Here is a 22,216-nt window from a genome sequence, read left to right as displayed (position 1 = left end):
TGCTAGAAAACTGGTCTACACCACTAGTGGTGTAGACCAGTTCGCGGTTCGGCCCCCGATGCTCCTCCCCCGACCGATCCGCCCTGCCGTTAGGAACCACCCCCATGACCACGACCGCACCGGCACCGGCGCCTGCCGCGGCACCGACGCCGTCTCGGGCCAAGAAGTTCGGGCAGAACCTGCTCCAGGGCCTGCAGAAGATCGGCCGCAGCCTCCAGCTCCCGATCGCCGTCCTCCCGGCCGCCGGCATCCTGCTCCGCCTCGGCCAGCCGGACCTGCAGGAGAAGCTGCACCTGCCCGCGAAGCTGGTGGCCACCTTCGGGGCCGCCGGTGGTGCGGTCTTCGACAACCTGCCGCTGCTGTTCTGCGTCGGCATCGCGATCGGCTACGCCAAGAAGGCGGACGGCTCCACCGCGCTGGCCGCGCTGGTCGGTTACCTGGTCTTCAAGCAGGTCCTCACCGTCTTCCCGGTGGACGGCAGCGTGACCGCCGCCCTCCCGGCGGGCAAGCCGCAGAACCCGGGCGTGCTCGGCGGCATCATCATCGGTCTGCTCAGCGCGGTCCTCTGGCAGAAGTACCACCGCACCAAGCTGGTCGACTGGCTCGGCTTCTTCAACGGCCGTCGGCTCGTCCCGATCATCATGGCCTTCGTCGGCACCCTGACCGGCATCGTGGTCGGCCTGGCCTGGGGCCCGATCGGCAGCGCGCTGGACAGCTTCAGCAACTGGGCGATCGGCCTGGGCGCGGTCGGCTCCGGCATCTTCGGCCTGGCGAACCGGGGTCTGATCCCGGTCGGCATGCACCAGTTCGTGAACACCTTCTTCTACCAGCAGTCCGGCAGCTTCACCGACGGGGCCGGCAAGGTCTGGCAGGGTGACCTGAACCGCTTCTTCGCCGGTGACCCGACGGCCGGTCAGTTCATGTCCGGCTTCTTCCCGATCATGATGTTCGGCCTCCCGGCCGCCGCGCTGGCGATCGCGCACTGCGCCCGCCCGGAGCGTCGCGCCGCCGTCACCGGCATGATGCTGTCGCTCGCGCTGACCTCGTTCATGACCGGCATCACCGAGCCGATCGAGTTCTCGTTCATGTTCATCGCACCGCTGCTGTACGTGGTGCACGTGGTGCTGACCGCCGTCTCGATGATGGTCACCTGGGCGTTCGGTGTGCACGACGGCTTCACCTTCTCCGCCGGTGCGATCGACTTCCTGCTGAACCTGAACCTGGCCACCAAGCCCTGGCTGATCATCCCGATCGGCCTGGTCTTCGCGGCGGTCTACTACGGGGTCTTCCGCTTCGCCATCACCAAGTTCAACCTGCCGACTCCCGGTCGCGAGACCGACGAGGAGCTCGAGGAGCTCACCAAGGCCTGATCCGCCACCCGTACTTGACGACCCCGCCCGGCAACTGCCGGGCGGGGTCCGCTCGTTGTGCTAGCGGAGCTCGTACGTGGCGCCCGGGCGGGCGAGTTCGACCGGGCCGGCGTACACCGCAGCGGCGTCCCGGCGGTTGACCTCGGGGTCGGTCCACGGCGGGATGTGGGTGAGCACCAGGCGGCCGACCCCGGCCGCGGCGGCATGTTCGCCCGCCTCCCGGCCGTTCAGGTGGACGGCTGTGAAGGTCTCCTTGCCGTGGGTGTAGGCCGCCTCGCAGAGGAACAGGTCGGCGCCCCGGGCGAGTTCGACCAGTGCCGCGCACTCGCCGGTGTCGCCGGAGTACACCAGGCTGCGGCCGCCGTGCTCGATCCGGAACGCGAAGGTCTCCACCGGGTGGCTGACCCGGACCGTCGTGACGGTCAGCGGACCGAGCCGGAAGCTGCCCTCGGTGAGGGTGCGGAAGTCGAAGACCTCGGTCATCCCCGGCTGCTCGGGCATGTCGTACGCCCGGGCCAGCCGGTCGGCGGTGCCCGCGGGTCCGTACACCGGGACGGGCTCGGGGCAGCCCTCCAGCCGGTAGTTCCGGGCGACCCAGTAGGCGCAGAGGTCGATGCAGTGGTCCGCGTGCAGGTGGCTGAGCAGGACCGCGTCGATGTCGTACAGACCGCAGTACTTCTGCAGCGCGCCGAGCGCGCCGTTCCCGAGGTCCAGCACCACCCGGTAGCCGTCGGCCTCGATCAGGTAGCTGGAGCAGGGCGACTCGGCGGACGGGAAGCTTCCCGAGCACCCCACCACGGTCAGTTTCATGCCGAGCCCCTCCACCCCGATGGGTCATGGTCCGTGCCTGCGGAGCTACCTGGTGGTAGCGGCCGGCTGCCAGATGAGAGTAAGGGCCGGGAGGCACTTTGCCCCCGTCTCCGTGCCGTGCTGTGGCTGATGTCACCAGAACGGGGCGCGCCGGACGGCGGTGCGGGAGACGGGGGCGGGGAGCCTCAGCGGTTGCCGGGGCGGTTCCGGGCCCAGGCGCGGATGGTGCCCGCGAACCAGCGTGGATGGCCACTGCCGTCGATCATGTCCGGATCCGGCAGCAGGCCGTGCCGCCGGTAGTTGCGCACGGTGTCGGCCTGCACGTTGATGTGCCGGGCGATCTCGGTGTACGACCACAACTCGTCGCTGCGTGAGGACATCTGGGCCACCTTCAGGGAGGGTTCCGAGGGTTGCTGTCGGGAGCTCGCGATCAGCTTTTCCGGCCCAACGAGAATCTTTAGTGCAGAAGGGACTCCGTGGTCGTTCCGTGACAAATCAGCAGCACCAAACGGATAAATGCTCAACTGTCACAGCTGTACCGGGACGTGGTTGTACGGTCTGCGGATGGAGAAGTGGCTGATAGCGGCGTTGGTCGTACTGGTCCTGCTCGCGGTGCTGGTCGCGGTCCGCCGACGACGGACCCCCGCCCCGGCCGGCGGGCCGGTGGCCCGCGAGGTGTGGTGGGCCGAGGTGCCGTTCGAGGACGGGCCCGGCACGAAGGACCGGCCGTGCCTGGTGCTGCGGGTGAACCGGCGGACCGCCACCGTCGCGAAGATCACCAGCAAGCGGCGCGACGACCGCCTGGGCGTGCTGGCCCTGCCGCCGGGCGCGGTCGGCGACCGGCAGGGCCGGGCCAGCTGGCTGGAGACGGACGAGCTGCGCGAGGTGCCGCTGCGCGCGTTCCGCCGCCGGGTCGGCCCGCTGGACGCGCCGACCTGGGCGAAGGCCCAGCGGGCCCTGCGCTGAAACGACGGACGGCGCGGCCCCCTCGGGGACCGCGCCGTACCGGGCCGACCGGCCGTCAGGCCCAGAGCTGACCCTGCAGCGCCTCGACGGCGGCCTCGGTCGACTCGGCCGTGTAGATGCCGGTGGAGAGGTACTTCCAGCCGCCGTCGGCGACCACGAAGACCACCTCCGCGCGCTCCCCGGCCTGGGCGGCCTTGCGGCCCACCCCGATCGCCGCGTGCAGGATCGCCCCGGTCGACACGCCCGCGAAGATGCCCTCCTGCTGGAGCAGTTCGCGGGTGCGGCGGACGGCGTCGGCCGAGCCGACCGAGAACCGGGTGGTGAGCACCTCGGCGTCGTACAGCTCGGGCACGAAGCCCTCGTCCAGGTTGCGCAGCCCGTACACCAGGTCGTCGTAGCGCGGCTCGGCCGCGACGATCTGGACGCCCGGGGACTTCTCCCGCAGGTAGCGGCCGACGCCCATCAGGGTGCCGGTGGTGCCCAGACCGGCCACGAAGTGGGTGATGCCGGGGAGGTCGGCGAGGATCTCCGGGCCGGTGCCGGCGTAGTGCGCGCCGGCGTTGTCCGGGTTGCCGTACTGGTAGAGCATCACCCAGTCCGGGTGCTCGGCGGCGATCTCCTTGGCGATCCGGACGGCGGTGTTGGAGCCGCCGGCGGCGGGCGAGGGGATGATCTCCGCGCCCCACATCCGGAGCAGCTCGCGACGCTCCTCGCTGGTGTTCTCCGGCATCACGCAGACCATCCGGTAGCCCTTGAGCTTGGCCGCCATGGCGAGCGAGATGCCGGTGTTGCCGCTGGTCGGCTCCAGGATGGTGCAGCCGGGGGTGAGCAGCCCCGCCGCCTCGGCCCGCTCGATCATGTGCAGAGCCGGCCGGTCCTTGATCGAACCGGTCGGGTTGCGGTCCTCCAGCTTGGCCCACAGGGTCACCAGCCCGTCCCCGTTGCCGGGCACGGCGGCGGAGATCCGCGGCAGGCGGACCAGCGGAGTGTTGCCGACGGCTTCGAGCGGGCTGTCGTACTTCATCTGACGGAGCCTCCGGCAGTCGAGGAGCGGGACGTGGTGCGGCGGATCTCGGGGCTCAGCCGCCGGCCACGGCCGGGAGGATGGTGACGCTGTCGCCGTCGGTCAGGCCGGTGCCGATGCCCTCCAGGAAGCGGACGTCCTCGTCGTTCAGGTAGACGTTGACGAAGCGGCGCAGCTCGCCGCCGTCCAGCAGACGGGCGGCGATGCCGGGGTGCCGGGCGTCCAGGTCGGCGAACAGCTCGCCGAGGTTGGCGCCGGCGCCCTCGACGGCCTTCTGGCCGTCGGTGTACGTGCGGAGGATGGTCGGGATGCGGACCTCGATGGCCATGGCTGCGCTCCTGATCGGAAGGGTTCGGGTGGCCGCGGGCGCGGCAGGGGAGGGTGGCCCCGGGGGCCGGGAAAAGCGGATGGTGCCGAGGTCAGCGGGCGTCGGCAGGGCCGGGACAGATCGCGCTGGCGAGCCGGCACAGGTCGACGTGCAGGCGCGCCACGAGGCGGATGCCCGGGGCCTGGTTGCTCACATCGACGGAACGCATGGGCTCATCGTATAGATTCCCGCCCCCGCTCCGACATCTCCGTCTCGACATCCGGATGTTTCCGTATCTACAGGTGAGATGGCGGGGTCCGGACGCGCCGCGGCCCGCCGTACCGGCCTGGTCAGGCGGTGCGGCGGGCCGGGAGCCGGTCAGGCGGCGTACGCCTCGACGATCTCGACGTCTTCCTCCGTGATCACGCCGTCCACGATCCGGAACGAGCGGAACTGGAACGGGTCGCCCGGCTCGGTGCCGTCGGCGGTGGAGACCAGCACGTAGTGGGCGTTCGGCTCGGAGGCGTAGCTGACGTCGGTCCGCGACGGGTACGCCTCGGTGGCGGTGTGCGAGTGGTAGACGATCACGGGCTCCTCGTCCCGGTCGTCCATCTCGCGGTAGAGCTTGAGCAGGTCACCGGAGTCGAACTCGTAGAAGGTGGGCGAGCGCGCCGCGTTGAGCATCGGGATGAACCGCTCGGGGCGGCCACTGCCGGCCGCGCCCGCGACCACGCCGCAGGCCTCGTCCGGGTGGTCGGCACGGGCGTGGGCGACGATCGCGTCGTGCAGCTCTCGGGTGATGGTCAGCATCCGGTCAGGATAGCCAGCCGTCCGCGCCGCCCCCATCAGCCGTCTCAGTTGCCGGACTTGGCGTGGACGTGGTCGTGCCCGTGCGGCACCACGGCCGCCGGGTTGCGGCGCTTGAGCACCTGGTAGCCGACCACCAGCAGCAGCGCCCAGAACGGGAAGACGTACAGCGAGATCCGGCTGTCCTCGTCGATCGCGATCAGCACGATCACCATCACCAGGAAGGCCAGCGCGGCCCAGCTGGCCACCACGCCGCCCGGCGCCTTGAAGGTCGGCGCGGGCAGGTGACCGGCCTTCCAGGCGGTCCGGTAGCGGATCTGGCAGATCAGGATCATCGCCCAGGTCCACAGGCCGCAGACGGTGGCGACCGAGGTGATGTACTCGAACGCCTTGGCCGGGGCGAGGTAGTTGAGCACCACGCCGAGGCCCATCAGCAGACAGGAGACGGTGATCGCGGCGGCCGGGGTCTTCTGCCGGTTGAGCGAGGTGAGCTGCCCGGGGGCCTGGCCACGCAGCGCGAGGTCGCGGAGCATCCGGCCGGTGGAGTACATCCCGGAGTTGCAGGAGGAGAGCGCGGCGGTGAGCACCACGAAGTTGATGATCCCGGCCGCCGCCGGGATGCCCATCTTCTCGAACGCGGCCACGAACGGGCTGACGCCCGGGGAGAACTCCCGCCACGGCACCACGGCCAGGATGACCACCAGCGCGCCGATGTAGAACAGCGCGATCCGCCAGGGCAGCGTGTTGATCGCGCGCGGCAGGGTCTTCTGCGGGTTCTCGCTCTCCCCCGCCGTGACGCCGACCAGCTCGACGCCGAGGTAGGCGAACATGACGATCTGCAGGGTCATCACGGTGGAGCCGATGCCCTTGGGGAAGAAGCCGCCGTCCGACCAGAGGTTGCTCAGCGCGGCGGTGTCACCGGCGTCGCTGAAGCCGAGGGTGAGCACCCCGATGCCGATCAGGATCATGCCGATGATCGCGGTCACCTTGATCATCGAGAACCAGAACTCGATCTCGCCGAACAGCTTCACCGAGATCAGGTTGGCGCCGTACAGGATCACCAGGAAGACCAGTGCGGAGATCCACTGCGGGATGTCCGGCGCCCAGAACTTCACGTACACGGCGGCGGCGGTGGTCTCGGCCATGCCGGTGACCACCCAGAAAAGCCAGTACGTCCAGCCGGTCACGTAGCCCGCGAACGGGCCGAGGAACTCGCGGGCGTACTCGGCGAAGCTGCCGGAGACCGGACGGTACGTCAGCAGCTCGCCGAGCGCCCGCATGATCGCGAAGATCACCAGGCCGGCCACGGCGTAGCTGAGGATCAGGCTCGGGCCCGCCTTGGAGATGGCGGTGCCCGCGCCGAGGAAGAGGCCGGTGCCGATCGCGCCGCCGATCGCGATCATCTGGATCTGACGGCTGCCCAGACCTCGGGCGTAGCCCTCTTCGTCCGGTACCGGGTCGGTCACCTCGTCGTACTGCTGCTGGGTCATCGGGCCACCGTCCTTGACTCGTGGGGAGTGGCAGTCGTACCACGCGGCGCCCGGATACCGGTGCGTATCTGAGCGATATTTGAGCATGTGATGTCAGGTTTGGTGGCGTGATGCCGGAAATGCCGGAGCCCCCGTCCCACGGTGTGGGACGGGGACTCAGGGGCGGCCGGGTCAGTCGGCCATCGCCTCCAGCAGGGACTCCTGCAGGGCGCCGAGCCACAGGTAGGCCATCGCCAGCGGCTTGGCCGGGTCGTCGTCCGGCAGCCCGAAGAAGTCGTCCTCCTCGGTGACCCCGAGCCGGGTGCCGAGGATCAGCCGCAGGTCGTTGGTGGCCCCGAGCCAGCGCGGGCACTCCTCGGCCGGCACCGTCAGCTCCTCGCCCGCGTCGAGCCCGTCCAGGCTGCGGATCACCGCCAGCACGTCGTCCCGCTTGCGGGCCCGCAGGTCGGGCTCGGTGTAGCGGCGGAACTCGGCCGAGAACGCGGTCGCCTCCTGGTCCACCGGCTTCTCGGGGTCGCCGTAGGCGTCCGGGAAGAGCCGGGCCAGCGCCGGGTCGGCGGGCGGCTTGCTCGGCCCCTCGGCGAACAGCGCGGCCAGCGGGTCGGCACTCGCGGCCGGACCGGGGCCGATCATCTCCAGCACCTGCACGAACAGCGAGCGCAGCAGAGCGGCGTCACCCTCGTCCAGCGCGGCCCGCGCGCCGCCGTCGCCCGTGCTCTCGAACAGCCGAACCATGATTAGTCGTCAACCCGTCGTCGTGGTGGAGTGATTGCTCGGTCGTGGTGGTCGATCCCGGTCGGTCGGTCGCGGTCGGTCAGTCGTGCTGGAGCGTGGCCCACAGGCCGTAGCCGTGCATCGCCTGGACGTCCCGCTCCATCTCCTCGCGGGAGCCGCTGGAGACCACGGCGCGACCCTTCTGGTGCACCTCCATCATCAGCGTCCTGGCCTTCTCCTTCGGGAAGCCGAAGTAGGCCTGGAAGACGTACTGCACGTAACTCATCAGATTGACCGGGTCGTTGTGGACGATCGTGACCCAGGGGGTGTCGGGCTCCACCGCTGGAATGCCTTCGACCTCCGGGCGCTCGATCTCCACGGGCGCGACACTCACGGCTGCACTCCTCGTCGGGACACGGTTTACCGCCTCTCATGCTTCCATCCGGGGGACTCACGAGCGAATCCGGGTCGATCGGCGCGAGAAATCGTCAAAGTGACGCTAAGTCCAGTAGCATCATCCCCATGGATGCCGACACCGTGCGCCGCTCCACGGCGCTGCTCACCGACCGCTACGAGCTGACCATGCTGCAGGCCGCCCTGCGCAGCGGCGCCGCCCACCGGCGCTCGGTCTTCGAGGTGTTCACCCGACGACTGCCGAACGGCCGCCGCTACGGCGTGCTGGCCGGGGTCGGCCGGGTGCTGGACGCGGTCGAGGACTTCCGCTTCACCACCCCGCAGTTGGACTGGCTGGCCGACCAGAAGGTGGTCGACGAGACCACCCTGCGGTACCTCGCCGACTACCGGTTCTCCGGTGACATCCACGGCTACCCCGAGGGCGAGGTCTACTTCCCCGGCTCGCCGCTGCTCACCGTGGAGGGCAGCTTCGCGGAGGCGGTGATCCTGGAGACCCTGATCCTGTCGATCCTCAACCACGACTCGGCGATCGCCGCCGCGGCCTCCCGGATGACCAGCGCGGCGGGCGGACGGCCGTGCATCGAGATGGGTGCACGCCGGGCGCACGAGGACGCCGCCGTGTCGGCCGCCCGGGCCGCGTACGTCGCGGGCTTCGGCGCCACCTCGGACCTGGCGGCGGGCTTCACCTACGGCATCCCGACCACCGGCACCGCCGCGCACGCCTTCACCCTGCTGCACGACAGCGAGCGGGACGCCTTCACCGCGCAGATCGACTCGATGGGCCGGGGCACCACCCTGCTGGTCGACACCTACGACCTGAACGAGGCGGTGCGCACCGCCGTCGAGGTGGCCGGGCCCGGGCTCGGCGCGGTCCGGATCGACTCCGGCGACCTCACCCTGCTGGCCCACCGGGTCCGCCGCCAGCTGGACGAACTCGGTGCCACCGGCACCCGGATCATCGTCACCTCCGACCTGGACGAGTACGCCATCGCCGCCCTGGCCGCCGCCCCGGTGGACGGCTACGGCGTCGGCACCAGCCTGGTCACCGGCAGCGGCGAACCGACCTGCGCGATGGTCTACAAGCTGGTCGCCCGGGCCACCGCGCCCGACGGGCCGCTGGTCTCGGTCGCCAAGCGCTCCGCCGGCGCCAAGTCCAGCGTGGGCGGCCGCAAGTGGGCCGCCCGGCAGCCCGACGCCGAGGGCGTGGCGGCGGCCGAGGTGGTCGGCACCGGGCCGGTGCCGGCCGAGCTGGAGCCGTACCTGCTGCACGTCCCGCTGATCCGCGGCGGCAAGGTGGTCGGCCGCGAACCGCTCGCCGCCGCCCGCGACCGGCACCTCCGGGTCCGGGACTCGCTGCCGCTCTCGGCCACCCAGCTCTCCAAGGGCGAGCCGGTGCTGCCCACCGAGCTGCGACTGGCCCCTTGACAGGGCGTCACCCCTTCCGCCTACGCGCGTAACTCCCTACAGTGGCCACCATCGAGGCCCACCACACCGCCCCCGGTGGCGGAGAAGGAAGCAACCCCATGCATCGGGCACTGATCGTCGTGGACGTGCAGAACGACTTCTGCGAGGGCGGCAGCCTGGCCGTGGCCGGCGGCGCCGAGGTGGCCGCCGCGATCACCGACCTGATCGCCGAGTCGACCCCCGGCTACGCGCACATCTGCGCCACCCGGGACCACCACATCGACCCGGGGCCGCACTTCTCCGCCGAGCCGGACTACGTCAGCTCCTGGCCGGTGCACTGCCTGGCCGGGACGGAGGGGGTGGGCTTCCATCCGAACTTCTCGCCCGCGGTGATCTCGGGCGCGATCGAGGCGGTCTTCGACAAGGGCGCGCACTCGGCCGCCTACAGCGGCTTCGAGGGCTTCGACGAGAACGGGGCGACGCTGGCCGACTGGCTGCGCGAGCGGGACGTCACCGAGGTGGACGTGGTGGGCATCGCCACCGACCACTGCGTCCGGGCCACCGCGCTGGACGCCCGGCGGGAGGGCTTCACCACCCGGGTCCTGCTCGACCTCACCGCAGGTGTCGCGGCCACCACCACCGAGACCGCGCTGACCGAACTCCGGGAATCCGGCGTGGAGTTGACCGGCACGCCGATCGTCCGCGGCTGATCCACCGGGAGCCCGACCACTCGGCTCCCGGTCCACCCCCGCCGCGTGCGCGCTCAGTCGTCACTGGTCACCAGCAGCTCGACCACATCGGTGCCGCCCGCCAGGAACTCCTCCCGCAGCTCGCCGCCGACCACGTCCGGCTCGGCGGCGAGCCGCTCCCCCGACACGTACACCACCCGGACCCCCAGGTACTCCATCCGGTGCTGGCCGCCCCGCACCCAGGCCGCCTCGCCCTCACTGACGCAGCGCAGCTCCGAGTCCACCTCGACCGCGACCGCGGCCGCCGGCCAGTACAGGTCGGGCACGGCCACGAAAGTGCCGCCGCGCATCCGCAGCTCCGGCCCGACCAGCGGCGCCGGCAGCAGCCACTCGTCCACCAGCTCGCCGATCCGGCCGAGCACCGACTCCCGCTCCGCCGCCAGCAGTTCGTCCACCGCGGCCCGCACCCGGTCCTCGCCGAGCAGGTCGGCCTCCCGCAGCTCGGCCAGCAACTCCCGCAGCGTGCAGCCGGGTTCGGTCTTGGCCAGCGCCTCCCGGAGCACCGCCCTGAGCTGCCCGGCCGGCACCGCGCCGGTGTCGAAGGCACCCGCGTCGGTCCACTCCCGGAGCGTGTCGGCCACCGCCCTGGCCACCGGGGCACAGGCCAGCCCGTGCACCGACCGGGCCACCAACTCCCGCTCCGTACGCCGGATCCGGACCTCCCCCGCGTCCTTCAGCCGTCGCTGCCGGGGCACCAGCACCTCCACCCCGGTCACGGCGGGCAGCCGGGGCGCCGAGCTGAATCCGTACAGCGCGAGCGCCGCCGCGCCGGTGATCACCGCGCCGTCCCGGCGGCCCTCCTCCCGCCCGTTCTGCGCGGCGTACAGCAGAGCGGCCCACATCCGCTGCTCCGGCGTCGGCTCACCACCCTGCAGCAGGTAGACCCGGGGCAACAGCCGCTGCCACGGACCGCCCTCGCGACAGTGGCCGCTGACCACCCTGGTCGGCACCCCGCGAGCACGTAGTTGGCTGGCGGTGATCACGTTCTGCTGGCGGCGGGCCAGCTCCTCGAGGGAGGGCGACTGCGACGGAATCTGGTAGCTGCTCATGCCGACAACCCTCCCCATCCGGCCCCGCTCCGCACCCACGACCTGACGCACCGTTACGCAACCGTCGCGAAACCGGGACTCGCCCGCACTAAAGTCCCCATACCCTCACCCATTCGGACCAATTGATGTTCAACCGAATGCCGGTATCGATCGGACTTGGCCTGTACCATCCGATTTTCCGCACGGCGGTTGTACGGCCACCTCGACCCACTCGAACACCCCGTCACCTGCGATGGCTGACCCAGAGTGACGAGCGCCATACGCTCCCCCGCCGTCCGGGGGTCACGGCCGCCCCTCAGGATTGCCTAACATCGCTTCATGCCACGTGACGAATCCGCCGCCCTGCGCGCTGCCCAGCTGCGCCTCGGTCGCCTGCCCGGCTACGTCCGCCAGCCGGACCTGGCCCGGCGCAGCGGCGACGACGGCCACATGTACAAGAAGGGCTGGGAGGTCCGCTTCACCGCGCGGACCGAGGAGGAGATAGCCGAGATCCGCGATCTGGTCATCGCGGCCGGCTTCGCCCCGGCCCGCCCGTTCTTCAAGGGCAACCAGCTCATCCAGCCGGTCTACGGCATCGCCGCCGTGCACGCCTACCTCGAAGCGCGGGAGGCCGCCGAGGCCGCCGGCATCCCCGAGCAGCCGAACCGCCGCGCCGCGGCCTCCGCCGCAGCCGCCGCGGCGGCCACCGCCGCCGGCGCAGCCGCGAAGCGCGCCCGCAGCAAACCCGAGGAACCCAACCGCACTTGCTGACGGCGGCTCGCAAGGCCGCGCCACCAGGGGCTCGGGGAACTGCGACGCCGACCTCGTACAAGGTGATCCGTGCGTAGATGGTCAGGCACTTTCGCATTTTGCCCCGCCAGCCATGAACCGTCGCCGTTCCCCGAGCCCCTGGACCGTAACCGGCTGGGCGCCTGCGGAAGCATCAGGTGTACGGATCCAGGTGGACAGTGGCCGCGCGGAGGCGGGGGACGGCCCGGATCAGGGCGTGTTCGGCCGCTTCGGCGACCTGGTGCCCGGCCGCCACGGTGAGGCTGCCGTCGACCAGGACGTCGGCCTCGGCCCGCAACGAGTGCCCGATCCACCGCAGTCGCAGCGCACCGACCCCGTACACCCCCTGAACCGCCCGCAGCTCCCGCTCCGCCACGTCCAGCAGCGCCGGATCGACACCGTCCATCAGCCGCCGCCCGACCTCCCGCGCGGAGCTCCGCAGCACCAGCAGGATCGCTCCCGTGATCACCAGCCCGACCACCGGGTCGGCCAGCCGCCAGTCGGCCGCGCTGCCCGCCGCGCCGAGCAGGACGGCCAGCGAGGCCAGCCCGTCGGTCCTGGCGTGCAGACCGTCGGCGACCAGCGCGGCGGAGCCGATCCGCCGCCCGGTACCGATCCGGTAGCGGGCCACCCACTCGTTGCCCAGGCAGCCGACCAGCGCCGCACCGACCACCGCCCACAGCTGGCCGACCGGCTGCGGGTGCAGCAGCCGGTGCACGGCGGTGACCGCCGCGAACACCGCCGAGGCGGCGACCACGGCGACCACCGCCACCCCGGCCAGGTCCTCGGCCCGGCCGTAGCCGTACGGGTAGCGGCGGTTGGCCGCCCGGCGGCCGAGTAGGAAGGCCAGCCCGAGCGGCACCGCGGTCAGTGCGTCGGCGAGGTTGTGCACGGTGTCGCCGAGCAGCGCGACCGAACCGGAGAGCGCCACCACCACGGCCTGCACGCCCGCCGTGAGCGCCAGTACCACCAGCGAGATCCAGAGCGTGCGCAGGCCCTCGGCGGAGGTCTCCAGAGTGCTGTCGAGGCGGTCGGCGGCGTCGTGCGAGTGCGGCCGGAGCAGGTGCCTGAGCGACGACCAGTGCCCCTGCGGATGCCCGTGCCCGTGCTCGTGCTCGTGCCCGTGGTGGTGCTCGTTCCGGTGCTCGTGCGAGTGTCCGTGCGGCTCCATGGAGGTACGGTGGCACACCAACTCCCTTGCAGCCACTGCCGTTCTACCCACCTTGACCAGGTGCGCAGCGCTCGCAACTGACACACCGTCATACAACGGCTCAATCGCACCCTTCCCGGGCAGCTGATGGGACTTGTCACTCAAAGCAGCCGCGCAAGGCCCTAGAGTGAGCATGGACCACCCGTCACCCGCCACCCCACCCACCGGATCGAGAGGCTGATGTGACCAATCGTCATGACCCGCTCTCCTCCGTGGAGTTCATTGCCTTCCGCGAGCTTCACCACCCCCGGTACCTGAGCTACGCCCGGGTCTGGTTCCGCGAGGGCGGGCTGGCCGCGTCGGTGGTGGAGGAGGCCTTCGCGGTGATGGCGGCGGGCTGGGCGGAGATCCTGGGCAGTCCCAACCCGACGGCGGCCGCCTGGCGGATCCTGCGAGCCACCGTCGCCGCCCGCTTCGACCCGGCCCGGGTGCCGACCCAGCGGGTCACCGCCGCCGACGAGGATCTGGCCATCCTGCACTACGTGGTCGGCCTGGCCACCCCGGAGATCGCCGACGTGGTCGGCACCGACACGGCGAACGTGGCCAGCCAGCTCCGGCACGCCCTGCGCGAGGCGGCCGACTGGTGACCGACTGGTGACCGCCCCAGCCGGGCGGCCCGCCCGCCGGTGATCGTCGTCACCCCCGTGGCACCTTCACCTCGGCTCCAGACGGGCGAATGATGGGAGGCGCCGCCCCTGACGGGTGGTCACTCGACCGAGGAGCCCGCCGGTGCCACTCCCCCACGCCGCCGCGATGTTCGACCGGCAGGCCGACGCCTGCGGTGAACTGGGCTCCCCGCTCTACGAGTTCCTGCTCCGCCGAGCGGCACTGGACGTGGCGGCGGGCGGCCCGTGCGCGGCGGCGATCGTGGGACACGAGCAGGCCCCAGGACCGGACGCGATCGCCCTGCGGCTGCTCGGCGGGGTGCACGCGCTGGTGCTGACCGGCCGGGCCCCGGCCCTGGCGGCGTACTACCCGAGCGCCGGCGGGGCGTTCACCGTGCCCGTCCCGGAGGCCGCCTGGACGGTCTTCCGCGCCACCGTCGCCGAGCACCTGGACTGGGTCAGGAACTGGCTCACCAGGCCCCCGCAGACCAACGAGACCGGCCGGGCCAACCTGCTGATCGCCGGGCTGCTGCACGTCCTGGCGGACGCCCCGCGGCCGGTCCGGCTGTTCGAACTCGGGGCCAGCGCGGGCCTCAACCTGCTCGCCGACCGGTTCCGCTGCGAGTGGTCCGGCGGCGCCCACGGCCCGGCCGACTCCCCCGTCCGGCTGACCGACGCCTGGCGCGGCGATCCGGTGTTCCCGCTCGACCGGCCGCTGCCCGACCTGGAGTTCACCGAACGGCGCGGCTGCGACCCGACCCCGATCGACCCGCTCTCGCCGGAGGGCGCCCTCGCGCTGCGCTCGTACGTCTGGGCCGACCGCCCCGAGCGGGCCGCCCGGCTGGACGGCGCGCTGGCGCTGGCCGCCAAGCACCCGGTGACGGTCGAGCGGCTCGGCGCGGCCGAGTTCCTCGGCGGGGTGACGGTGGCCGAAGGCGCGCTCACCGTGGTCTGGCACTCGATCATGCGGCAGTACGTCCCGGCCGCCGAATGGGCCCAGGTGGAGGCCGAGTTGGCGCGCCTCGCGGCCGCCGCCACCCCCACCGCGCCGTTCGCGCACCTGGCGTTCGAGCCCAGCCGGGTGGCCGGCTCGGACCGGCACCGGTTCGTGCTCACCGTCCGGACCGGGACGGGCCCCGCGCAGGTGCTCGCCGAAGCCGTACCGCACGGGCTGCCCGCACGGGCCTGGTAGCCGCCGACTACCGCTTGCCGCCGGTGACGTCGTACAGGTGGTGCACCGGGTCGTGGATCAGGTACCGGGCGAACGACTCGACGGTGAACCGGGCGCCGTCGCTGCGGTCCCCGGTGCGCTGCCACTGCGCCCCGCTCACCGACTCGAAGCCCTGCGCCAACTGTTCGGCGGCGGGCACCAGTTCGGCCGCCACCAGGGCCGGGTCCTGCTCGCCGTAGCGTTCGGCGACCGCGGTCTCGTCCTGGTTCCAGTTCGGGAAGAGCGGACCGTCCTGGTCGAGCATCAGCCGCAGCCGGACGTCGAACACCCGGAAGACGTCCCGGACATGGCAGGCGTACTCGAGGTCGGACCACACCTCGGGGGCGGGCCGCCGACGCAGCTCCGCCGCCGGGCGTTCGGTCAACAGGGCGGCCCAGGCCGCGGCGTTGGCCCGGACCAGTCCCGCGACCTCCTCCCGGACGACCGCCGGCGTGTCGAAGCCGCAGTCGGGGCAGGGGCGGTGCAGGACCCAGGTCCAGTCCTTGGTGTCAGGAGTGATCATGGCTCCAGGATGCTGGCCGCGCACCGGCCCCTGCCAGGGCCGGAACGGCCAGCCGCCGCCGAGATACCGCCAGGCTGCTAGACCTCGGCCGGGTCGGTGGCCTTCAGCGGGAGGTACATCACCAGCAGGTCGACATAGCCGAGCTCCGGGTGCAGGAACCCTTCCGGCACGGCCGCCAGCACCGTGAACCCGAACGACTTCCACAGCGCCACCGCACGGGAGTTGCTCGACGCCACCGCGTTGTACTGGATCGCCCGGTACCCGTCCGCGCGCGCCTGCTCGATCACGTGCGCGCAGAGCGCCCGGCCGACGCCCCGGCCCGCGTGCGCCTCGTCCACCATGAAACCGGCGTTGGCGATGTGCGACCCCGGCCCCATCTGGTTGGGGTGCGTCTCGGCCGTGCCCAGCACCGTGCCGTCCTCCGCCACCGCGACCACCGTCCGGCCCGGCAGCTTCTTCATCCAGATCTCCCGGGCGAACTCCTCGGAGATGTCCCTGGGCCAGGTGAAGGTGTCGCCGGCCGCGACGATGCGGTGCAGGAAGGGCCAGATGGCGGGCCAGTCGGCCGCGGTCGCCTCACGAATGATCACCCCGGCAGTCTGCCCCGCCCGGCCGCTCCGGACCAACGGATTTTCGCGCCGGGCCCCGCGCCGTTCAGCCGAGGGACTTCGCCAACCAGACCTCCGCGTACGGGTCGTCCCCGTACGGATCGATCGGCCGGTAGCCCAGCCTGCCGTACAGCGCGATCGCCTCGACCAGGTCCTTCCTGGTGTTCAACCTGATCCGCCCCGCCCCGCACGCCCGGGCCAACTCCTCGGCCGCGCCCACCAGTCGGGCCCCCGCCCCACCCCGACGGGCCGCCTTCCGGACGAACATCCGGGTCAGCTCCGCATCGCCGTCCGCCAGACCCGCCCCCTGCCAGCGCAGCCCGACGCAGCCCACCGGCACCGCCCCGTCCCTGGCGACCAGCAAGGCCCCTCGGGGCTCCCGCAGATCCGCCCCGTCCCCGAGCGCCGCCACGATCTCCTCGGAGGTCGCCTGGCGCCCGTAGTAGCGGCTGGCGAGCTCGTCGATGTACTCGTACAGGACGGTGGCCGCCTCCGGGTGGTCCACGGCGGTCAGGGAGACGGTCCAGGTCAGGGGTGCTGTGCTCATGCCGCCATTCTCCCGGCGGCGGCAACGCATTTACCGGTGGCGCTGGTGACCGCCCGCCGATAGAACTACCAGGTGATCAACGACGCAGCCCTGCTCCGCAAACCCACCCTGACCGGCGCACACCTCCGCCTGGTCCCGCTCTCACCCCGCCACGCCGAGGACTCCTGGCGCGCCACCCAGGACCCCGAGGACCGCCGACTCACCGGCACCCGCCGGGAGTTCACCCTCGCCGACATCGAACACTGGTGCGCCACCCGCGCCGACCAGCCCGACCGCCTCGACCTCGCCATCGAGGACCTCGACGGCCACTACCTCGGCGAACTCGCCCTGACGGACCTGGACCGCGACAACCGGTCCGCCGCCTTCCGGATCGCGCTGGTCCCGACCGCCACCGGCCGGGGAATCGGCACCGAAGCCACCCGCCTGCTGCTCGACCACGCCTTCACCGCCATCGGCCTGCACCGCGTCCAGCTGGAGGTCTACGACTTCAACACCCGCGCCCAACGCGCCTACCAAAACGCCGGCTTCACCCTCGAAGGCCGCCTCCGCCAAGCCCACCACTGGAACGGCCAGTGGCACGACACCCTGCTGATGGCCGCCCTGGCCACCGAATGGCGGGCGGCCACCCCGACTCCCGCCGCTACTTGACCGTGCAACTCGAGTCGACCGACGTGCCCGGCAGCCCGACGATCGACTGCGCCCACCCCAGCAACTCCGAACAGACCTTCGCCTCCTCGGCATTGGCCGGCGGGTGCCCCTCGGTGGCACCGGCCACCACCGGCGAGCCGAGGCTCACCGCGAGCACGACAACGGGCAGGACGAACTTCAGACGGCGGCTACGCATGCGCATAACAGGACGGCCCTTCAGGTGCGATGGCTTACTGACGGGCCATCAGTACCCGAAGGGCCGCCCCCTGAGCGGGGATTATGCGCCGTTCGTGGGCGTGTCAGCGGTACGGGTTGCCACCACCGTCACCACCGGGCTGGGGCGGGTACTGCTGGTGACCGCCGTAGGGCGGCTGCGGCGGCTGCGGAGCGCCGTACGGCTGCTGCGGCGGGTACTGCGGGAACTGCTGCTGCGGCGCACCCCCACCCCCGTACGGAGGCTGACCACCGCCACCCCCCTTGTTCCGCCGCACCAACACGATCACGCCACCGACCACCACGACCGCCAACAACCCGACGCCGGCCCAGACATACACCGGGACCCCGCCGTCACTCTTCGCCTCCGCCGCCTGGTTGCCACCAGCGGTGGCCCCACTCGCGGGAGCGGACGGCTGCGGCGCGGCGGACGACGCGGACGACGGCTGACGCTGCGACTCGGCCCGCGACAGGAGCGGATTCTCCTTCGGCCCGCTGTCCACTGCCGGGTTGGCCGCCAGCGCCTTCTGCGGCGAGGCGATGCCGTAGCCGTAGCTGTCGTTCGGCACCTGCTGACCTGCCGGGACCACCGCCGACTTGATCAGCCGGTTGATGACCTGACCGGCCGACAGCTCCGGGTACTTCGAGCGCACCAACGCCGCGATCGCGGAGACGTATGCGGTCGAATCAGAAGTCCCATTGCCCGTGCGATAGTCCGTCGCCGACTGGTGGCCGGCCGAGTAGATGTCGACTCCGGGCGCTACCAGTGTCGTTTCGGGGCCACGGTTCGACTTTTCCCAGACCTTCCCGTCCCTGTCCACGGCACCCACGGCAACGACGCCGGGAACAGCTGCGGGGTAGTCCACCGGGGTTCCCCGATTTCCGGTGTTCCCCGAGGCCCCAATCACAACCACATCCTTGTCGATGGCGTACTGGATGGCCTCTCGGACCTTCTTGTCAGCACCACCTCCCAGGGACATGTTGATGACCTTGGCGCCCTTGTCCACGGCGTAGCGAATAGCCTCCGGAATGCGATCTTCGCCGCCGCTTCCCACCTCACCCAGGGGGGACATGTTGACTCTGACGGGAAGAATCTTGGCGTGCGGCGCAAGACCGATAATCCCGTCCTTGGCACCGTGTCCTCGACCGGCGATCAGGCTCGCCATGCTTGTTCCGTGGCCGATCTTGTCAACTCTGCCGTCGCTCTGCTCCCCGGAGAAGTCAGCGCCAGGCAGGACCTGTCCTACAAGATCTTGGTGCGTGGCCGACACACCGCTGTCGATCACCGCCACCACGACGTTGTCGCCCTGGCTGATGGGCCAAACCTTGGTTTCAGCTTCGTACTTGTCAATGACCCACTGCCCAGTGCGGATGTTGTCCGCAGCAGCCGGGCCATAGGTGGTGCCCCACAGCAGGGACCCCAGAACAAGAACAGCTGCTCCCCGAACCTGCCGGCTGGACATCAAGACTGACTACTCCGCTCACTGGAACCGTTGCCGTACTTTTCGGGCTGGGCCAGGTCAGCGATCGCCGACCTGGCCCAGCCCTGAGCTGGTGATCGTCACTCCACCACGTTCGGATTGGTCGGCCGACCGGACGCCCAGGTCTCCTCGTCCTCGACAAGGTAATCCGGGCGCCGCTTGTCGTTCTTGTCCTTCTTTCCGGCCTGCGCAGCGCTGGGCATGCCCCCGCCCTGACCAGCTGAACCTTGCCCAGCCTGACCACGGCCGCGACCGAGCCCGGACCCGCCCTCGGTGAAAGCACCACGGCCTGCACCACCGGATCCGAGCGCACCAGCCGTACCTCCGGCACGACGGGCAGAACTCGAACTCGACCCACCGTGGGCGCCGCTGCCACCAGTTCCGGCAGCACCTCCACCCGTCCCAGGCATTCCGGATGCTCCGAAAGCGGCTCCGGCGCGGCCGCCGGCCGCACCACCGCTTCGAGAGCTGAATGCATTCGACCCCTGTGCCCCTGCGGCTCCACCTACCGTGGCAGTTTTGGGCACACCACCCGTCGTGCCACCGCCGATCACACTGGTGCCACCTTGGCCGTGGCCAGATCCGGCACCCGCCCCGGCATTACCGCTGCCGGGTCCTCCGGGGCCGGCAGGCGAGGCCGTTCCCGGCTTCGGAGCGACCCCTGTCACGCCATCAATCCCAGTTACCGGCCCGTAGGGCGTCGGAGACTGCGGCTTGGGAAGCGGGTTCGCAGTCCCACCCTTGATACCGGAATCCGTAGGACCACTGGGCTGAATCTTCTTCGGAGACTGTGCGCCGACACTACCGACGGAGCTGGTGGAGCGAGCCTTGGTCGCCGTACCCCCAGAGCCGTTGGCACCCGCAAACCCCACGCCACCACCCATGATCAAACCGGTCAGCGCTGCCGGACCGGAAGAATCAGGGGCGATGACGTCGAAGTCCTCGCCGTGCGGAGGGGGTGGCGGCGGCTTGAGGTAGTTGGTACCTGCACGGTAGCGACTTGCCAGCAGGTTCATGACCGCCACTGCCTGAGACTTCTTCTCGTCCGTGACAGCAGTCTGGGTGTCTTCGCTCTCCGAGCCGGCGGCAGATGCGACAGTGTCGCCAACGGCATCGGCGGCCTTGGACCAGAAACTCGGTTCCTCCGGCATCGTCCGCTTGGCTTCGTCGATGGCCGCAGACATCAGCTCAAGGGTCACCGCAGCATCATTGGCGTAAGCCGCCGCATTGTTGATACTGGCGGCCAGCTTGGTCATCTTGGTGTGGAAAGCCTCGCTGGTGGAGCCTTCCCAACTAGCCGTGGCATCACCTGAGGCAGTGGTGAGAGAGGTCCGGATCTGCTTCAGCGTATCGGTGGCGCGGCGCCAGGGGTCCGCCGCCGACATGATGCCGCCGGAATCCATGCTGTTCACCATGCGACGGAGATCGCCGTGGCTGTAGCCGTTGAAGTTCGTGAAATCGCTCATGAGTAGGTGCCTCCTGTCCGCTGCGAAGTCCTAGGTCCTCGAGTGCTCACCATGTCGCTTGAGGCTCACCGCTACCGACCGGAGTCGCGCCCGCAGGTGCCGTCGGACTGGGTTGCCTGGCACCGGAACGCGATGCGGGCGAGGTGTAGACAGCAGGCGTGGCGCTCCCTACCGACCAGCCATCCGAGTTGACCTTCAGGCTGTGGACGGTTTCGCTCTCCTGCTCTTCGTAGTTGGCCGCGGTGAGATCAGCCTTACGCTGGGCCTCGTCGATGGCGTTCTGCAGGAAGTCCATGACGCCCCGAAGGCTGTCCCGCATGACCTCGTACTTGTCGAACAGCGCCTGCGCCTCAGGAAACGTCCCGAAGGCCGCCCGCCCGACCCCGCTCTGCCCGTGCGTCCGGCTGCCGTCCGCACGTGCCTGGAACTCGTCCAGCAGCCCCCGTACCTGCGACGCGAACGCCCGTAGGTTGTCGACCTCGACGCGGTAGCCGGCACCGCCGCCGTTCCCCGTGCTCACGACTGTCCTCCCCCATGGAGCCAGGACTCGACTCTCTGCCCTGGTATCAACTGTTCCGGTACGACCCGGTCTTGAGGACACGGGCCTACAACCCTCATGTCTAACACATACCGCCGTCGGCCTGAACGGCGACGTGACACCGTGGAAGCGATTGGTACCGAATCAGGACACGGCCGCCGCCAGCGCCCGGCGGCAGAGCGAGTCGGCCCGGCGGGTGGTCTCGGGCTGGCGGTAACCGGCCGTCAGGTTCAGGGTGGTGGCGACCGATTCGGCCAGGCCGATGCGGTGGCCGACCGAGACGAAGACCGGCTTGGTGCCCTCCCGGGTGCGGAGTGCGGCGCCGACCTGCTCGCCGGTTTCGGGGTCGAGCAGCGGCGCGGTGGCGCCGCGTTCGGGACCGGGCTGGTCGAACACGAAGGTGAACGGCGTCTTGGCGACACCGAGGGTGCGCAGGCCGGTGAGTACGCCCAGGTGGCTGGCGAGCCCGAGGCGGCGTGGGTGGGCGAGACCGTACCCGTCGCAGACCACCAGGTCGGGGGTGTGCCGGAGGTCGGCCAAGGCGTCCAGCACGGTGGGCAGTTCGCGGAAGGCGAGCAGTCCGGGGACGTACGGGAAGCTGATCCGCCCGGTCGCGGTGGTCTCCTCCACGACGGCCAGGGTGGACAGTGAGAGCAGGACCGCCGCCGCGACCACCACGTCCCGGTCGTCGTCGTAGGCCACGTCCACACCGGCGATCAGGGCGTCGGGGGCCGGGCCGGGGCCGGACGGTTCGACCAGGCCCCGCAGGCGCTGCTGCACGGCGAGGGCCTCGGCCTCGGTGGTGGGCCAATCGGCGGGCATGGGCATGGACTTCCCCCAGGTGACTACGGCTGTTCGATGCCACCGTACCGAGCACGCGAGTGAGCCCGTGCGCCCCTGCGCCCCCGCTGTCGGCCGAAGGCGTACTTGTCCGGACCGAGCGCTGGGTACACCTTGGTAAGGCAAGGCTTCTCCCGGCGGCGCAAGACTCGTGCGAAGGACGGTCCTGTCATGTCGCGTCCCACCATCGCCCAACTCCTCACCGGCACCCTGACCGTGGTGGCCGCGGCCGCGGTGCTGCTCGCCGTCTCCGGGTCGCGGGGGGTGTTCGAGATCGCGGTCCTGGTGGCCTTCGCGGTGGCACTCGGCACCCTGGCGACCGCGCTGTTGGTGACGGTCTCGGCACAGCGGCGGGCGGCCGGCTCGCACCGGCCACAGGCCCGGCCGACGACAACCCCGGAGTACGCGACGCAGCGCTGACGATGAACCACGCGCCGGGGCCCGCGAGCCGGGGT

General features: G+C 70.9%; 28 protein-coding genes. 9 read left to right on the top strand and 19 right to left on the bottom strand.

All coding sequences use genetic code 11. The features are described from left to right. Positions 1-104: 104 nt before the first annotated feature. Positions 105-1,370, top strand: coding sequence for a PTS transporter subunit EIIC (locus F4556_RS23195; protein ID WP_184919177.1), 1,266 nt, complete (start codon positions 105-107; stop codon positions 1,368-1,370). Between the two features lie 60 nt (positions 1,371-1,430). On the opposite strand, the gene F4556_RS23190 is transcribed toward F4556_RS23195, so the two are convergent. Then, positions 1,431-2,180: an MBL fold metallo-hydrolase gene (locus F4556_RS23190; RefSeq protein WP_184919175.1), complete on the bottom strand. Its 750-nt coding sequence runs from the start codon at positions 2,178-2,180 to the stop codon at positions 1,431-1,433. A gap of 185 nt (positions 2,181-2,365) precedes the next feature. Then, positions 2,366-2,560: a helix-turn-helix transcriptional regulator gene (locus F4556_RS23185; RefSeq protein WP_184919173.1), complete on the bottom strand. Its 195-nt coding sequence runs from the start codon at positions 2,558-2,560 to the stop codon at positions 2,366-2,368. Between the two features lie 184 nt (positions 2,561-2,744). Here F4556_RS23185 and F4556_RS23180 point away from each other — a divergent pair, with 184 nt between their 5' ends. Beyond that, positions 2,745-3,146: a type II toxin-antitoxin system PemK/MazF family toxin gene (locus F4556_RS23180; RefSeq protein ID WP_184919171.1), complete on the top strand. Its 402-nt coding sequence runs from the start codon at positions 2,745-2,747 to the stop codon at positions 3,144-3,146. Between the two features lie 55 nt (positions 3,147-3,201). Here the strand turns inward: F4556_RS23180 and F4556_RS23175 are convergent, their stop codons facing one another. From F4556_RS23175 to clpS, 7 genes are all read right to left on the bottom strand, one after another. Continuing rightward, on the bottom strand, positions 3,202-4,170 hold the full coding sequence (locus tag F4556_RS23175; RefSeq protein WP_184919170.1) for a PLP-dependent cysteine synthase family protein: 969 nt from the start codon (positions 4,168-4,170) through the stop codon (positions 3,202-3,204). A 55-nt stretch (positions 4,171-4,225) separates the two neighbouring features. Beyond that, positions 4,226-4,498 carry a MoaD/ThiS family protein gene (locus F4556_RS23170; protein ID WP_057237604.1) on the bottom strand — a complete coding sequence of 91 codons (273 nt, stop codon included), beginning with the start codon at positions 4,496-4,498 and terminating at the stop codon, positions 4,226-4,228. A 91-nt stretch (positions 4,499-4,589) separates the two neighbouring features. Beyond that, the gene (locus F4556_RS39525; protein ID WP_313068514.1) at positions 4,590-4,706 is read right to left on the bottom strand and encodes a putative leader peptide; all 117 of its coding nucleotides are present in this window, start codon (positions 4,704-4,706) and stop codon (positions 4,590-4,592) included. 149 nt (positions 4,707-4,855) lie between these two features. Then, positions 4,856-5,287 (bottom strand): M67 family metallopeptidase, encoded by a 432-nt coding sequence (locus F4556_RS23165; RefSeq protein ID WP_184919168.1) that lies wholly within the window; start codon positions 5,285-5,287, stop codon positions 4,856-4,858. A 44-nt stretch (positions 5,288-5,331) separates the two neighbouring features. Next, positions 5,332-6,774: an amino acid permease gene (locus F4556_RS23160; protein WP_184919166.1), complete on the bottom strand. Its 1,443-nt coding sequence runs from the start codon at positions 6,772-6,774 to the stop codon at positions 5,332-5,334. 171 nt (positions 6,775-6,945) lie between these two features. Continuing rightward, a complete protein-coding gene (locus F4556_RS23155) occupies positions 6,946-7,509 on the bottom strand; it encodes a DUF2017 domain-containing protein (RefSeq protein WP_184919164.1) in 564 nt (187 codons plus the stop codon). A 79-nt stretch (positions 7,510-7,588) separates the two neighbouring features. Further along, on the bottom strand, positions 7,589-7,882 hold the full coding sequence (gene clpS / locus F4556_RS23150) for an ATP-dependent Clp protease adapter ClpS (protein WP_057237597.1): 294 nt from the start codon (positions 7,880-7,882) through the stop codon (positions 7,589-7,591). Positions 7,883-8,010: 128 nt separating this feature from the next. On the opposite strand from clpS, the gene F4556_RS23145 reads away from it, so the two are divergent. Both F4556_RS23145 and F4556_RS23140 read left to right on the top strand, forming a co-directional pair. Beyond that, on the top strand, positions 8,011-9,327 hold the full coding sequence (locus F4556_RS23145) for a nicotinate phosphoribosyltransferase (RefSeq protein ID WP_184919162.1): 1,317 nt from the start codon (positions 8,011-8,013) through the stop codon (positions 9,325-9,327). Between the two features lie 98 nt (positions 9,328-9,425). Beyond that, positions 9,426-10,016 (top strand): isochorismatase family protein, encoded by a 591-nt coding sequence (locus tag F4556_RS23140; protein WP_184919160.1) that lies wholly within the window; start codon positions 9,426-9,428, stop codon positions 10,014-10,016. Between the two features lie 53 nt (positions 10,017-10,069). Here F4556_RS23140 and F4556_RS23135 read toward each other — a convergent pair whose 3' ends face one another. Continuing rightward, positions 10,070-11,104, bottom strand: a complete 1,035-nt coding sequence (locus tag F4556_RS23135) for a hypothetical protein (protein ID WP_184919158.1) — start codon at positions 11,102-11,104, stop codon at positions 10,070-10,072. A 318-nt stretch (positions 11,105-11,422) separates the two neighbouring features. Between F4556_RS23135 and F4556_RS23130 the strand changes: the two genes are divergently transcribed. Next, positions 11,423-11,854, top strand: coding sequence for a hypothetical protein (locus tag F4556_RS23130; protein WP_184919156.1), 432 nt, complete (start codon positions 11,423-11,425; stop codon positions 11,852-11,854). 172 nt (positions 11,855-12,026) lie between these two features. On the opposite strand, the gene F4556_RS23125 is transcribed toward F4556_RS23130, so the two are convergent. Beyond that, positions 12,027-13,043, bottom strand: coding sequence for a cation diffusion facilitator family transporter (locus F4556_RS23125; protein WP_184919154.1), 1,017 nt, complete (start codon positions 13,041-13,043; stop codon positions 12,027-12,029). 221 nt (positions 13,044-13,264) lie between these two features. Here F4556_RS23125 and F4556_RS23120 point away from each other — a divergent pair, with 221 nt between their 5' ends. Continuing rightward, positions 13,265-13,669 carry an RNA polymerase sigma factor gene (locus F4556_RS23120; RefSeq protein WP_184919152.1) on the top strand — a complete coding sequence of 135 codons (405 nt, stop codon included), beginning with the start codon at positions 13,265-13,267 and terminating at the stop codon, positions 13,667-13,669. Positions 13,670-13,811: 142 nt separating this feature from the next. After that, positions 13,812-14,879: a DUF2332 domain-containing protein gene (locus tag F4556_RS23115; RefSeq protein ID WP_313068510.1), complete on the top strand. Its 1,068-nt coding sequence runs from the start codon at positions 13,812-13,814 to the stop codon at positions 14,877-14,879. Between the two features lie 7 nt (positions 14,880-14,886). Here F4556_RS23115 and F4556_RS23110 read toward each other — a convergent pair whose 3' ends face one another. The 3 genes from F4556_RS23110 to F4556_RS23100 all read right to left on the bottom strand — a co-directional run bounded on the left by F4556_RS23110 (position 14,887) and on the right by F4556_RS23100 (position 16,575). Further along, the gene (locus F4556_RS23110; RefSeq protein WP_184919150.1) at positions 14,887-15,420 is read right to left on the bottom strand and encodes a DinB family protein; all 534 of its coding nucleotides are present in this window, start codon (positions 15,418-15,420) and stop codon (positions 14,887-14,889) included. A 77-nt stretch (positions 15,421-15,497) separates the two neighbouring features. Continuing rightward, positions 15,498-16,010: a GNAT family N-acetyltransferase gene (locus F4556_RS23105; RefSeq protein ID WP_184919148.1), complete on the bottom strand. Its 513-nt coding sequence runs from the start codon at positions 16,008-16,010 to the stop codon at positions 15,498-15,500. A gap of 64 nt (positions 16,011-16,074) precedes the next feature. Beyond that, positions 16,075-16,575 (bottom strand): GNAT family N-acetyltransferase, encoded by a 501-nt coding sequence (locus F4556_RS23100; protein ID WP_246511071.1) that lies wholly within the window; start codon positions 16,573-16,575, stop codon positions 16,075-16,077. A 72-nt stretch (positions 16,576-16,647) separates the two neighbouring features. Between F4556_RS23100 and F4556_RS23095 the strand changes: the two genes are divergently transcribed. Then, positions 16,648-17,223, top strand: a complete 576-nt coding sequence (locus tag F4556_RS23095; RefSeq protein WP_184919146.1) for a GNAT family N-acetyltransferase — start codon at positions 16,648-16,650, stop codon at positions 17,221-17,223. Here the strand turns inward: F4556_RS23095 and F4556_RS23090 are convergent. The 5 genes from F4556_RS23090 to F4556_RS23070 all read right to left on the bottom strand — a co-directional run bounded on the left by F4556_RS23090 (position 17,216) and on the right by F4556_RS23070 (position 21,749). Continuing rightward, on the bottom strand, positions 17,216-17,419 hold the full coding sequence (locus F4556_RS23090) for a hypothetical protein (protein WP_184919144.1): 204 nt from the start codon (positions 17,417-17,419) through the stop codon (positions 17,216-17,218). The genes F4556_RS23095 and F4556_RS23090 overlap by 8 nt on opposite strands. A gap of 103 nt (positions 17,420-17,522) precedes the next feature. After that, positions 17,523-18,899, bottom strand: a complete 1,377-nt coding sequence (gene mycP / locus F4556_RS23085) for a type VII secretion-associated serine protease mycosin (RefSeq protein WP_184919142.1) — start codon at positions 18,897-18,899, stop codon at positions 17,523-17,525. 98 nt (positions 18,900-18,997) lie between these two features. Then, positions 18,998-20,383: a WXG100 family type VII secretion target gene (locus tag F4556_RS23080; protein WP_184919140.1), complete on the bottom strand. Its 1,386-nt coding sequence runs from the start codon at positions 20,381-20,383 to the stop codon at positions 18,998-19,000. A gap of 46 nt (positions 20,384-20,429) precedes the next feature. Then, on the bottom strand, positions 20,430-20,903 hold the full coding sequence (locus F4556_RS23075) for a DUF2563 family protein (RefSeq protein WP_184919138.1): 474 nt from the start codon (positions 20,901-20,903) through the stop codon (positions 20,430-20,432). Positions 20,904-21,065: 162 nt separating this feature from the next. After that, complete coding sequence (locus tag F4556_RS23070) at positions 21,066-21,749, bottom strand: endonuclease V (protein WP_184919136.1); 684 nt, start codon at positions 21,747-21,749, stop codon at positions 21,066-21,068. 183 nt (positions 21,750-21,932) lie between these two features. Here F4556_RS23070 and F4556_RS23065 point away from each other — a divergent pair, with 183 nt between their 5' ends. After that, complete coding sequence (locus F4556_RS23065; protein WP_184919134.1) at positions 21,933-22,181, top strand: hypothetical protein; 249 nt, start codon at positions 21,933-21,935, stop codon at positions 22,179-22,181. The last annotated feature ends 35 nt before the right edge of the window (positions 22,182-22,216 follow it).

Origin of the sequence: Kitasatospora gansuensis (assembly GCF_014203705.1) — a bacterium.
Classification (GTDB): Bacteria; Actinomycetota; Actinomycetes; order Streptomycetales; family Streptomycetaceae; genus Kitasatospora; species Kitasatospora gansuensis.
This window is presented reverse-complemented; position numbering and strand designations above follow the sequence as displayed.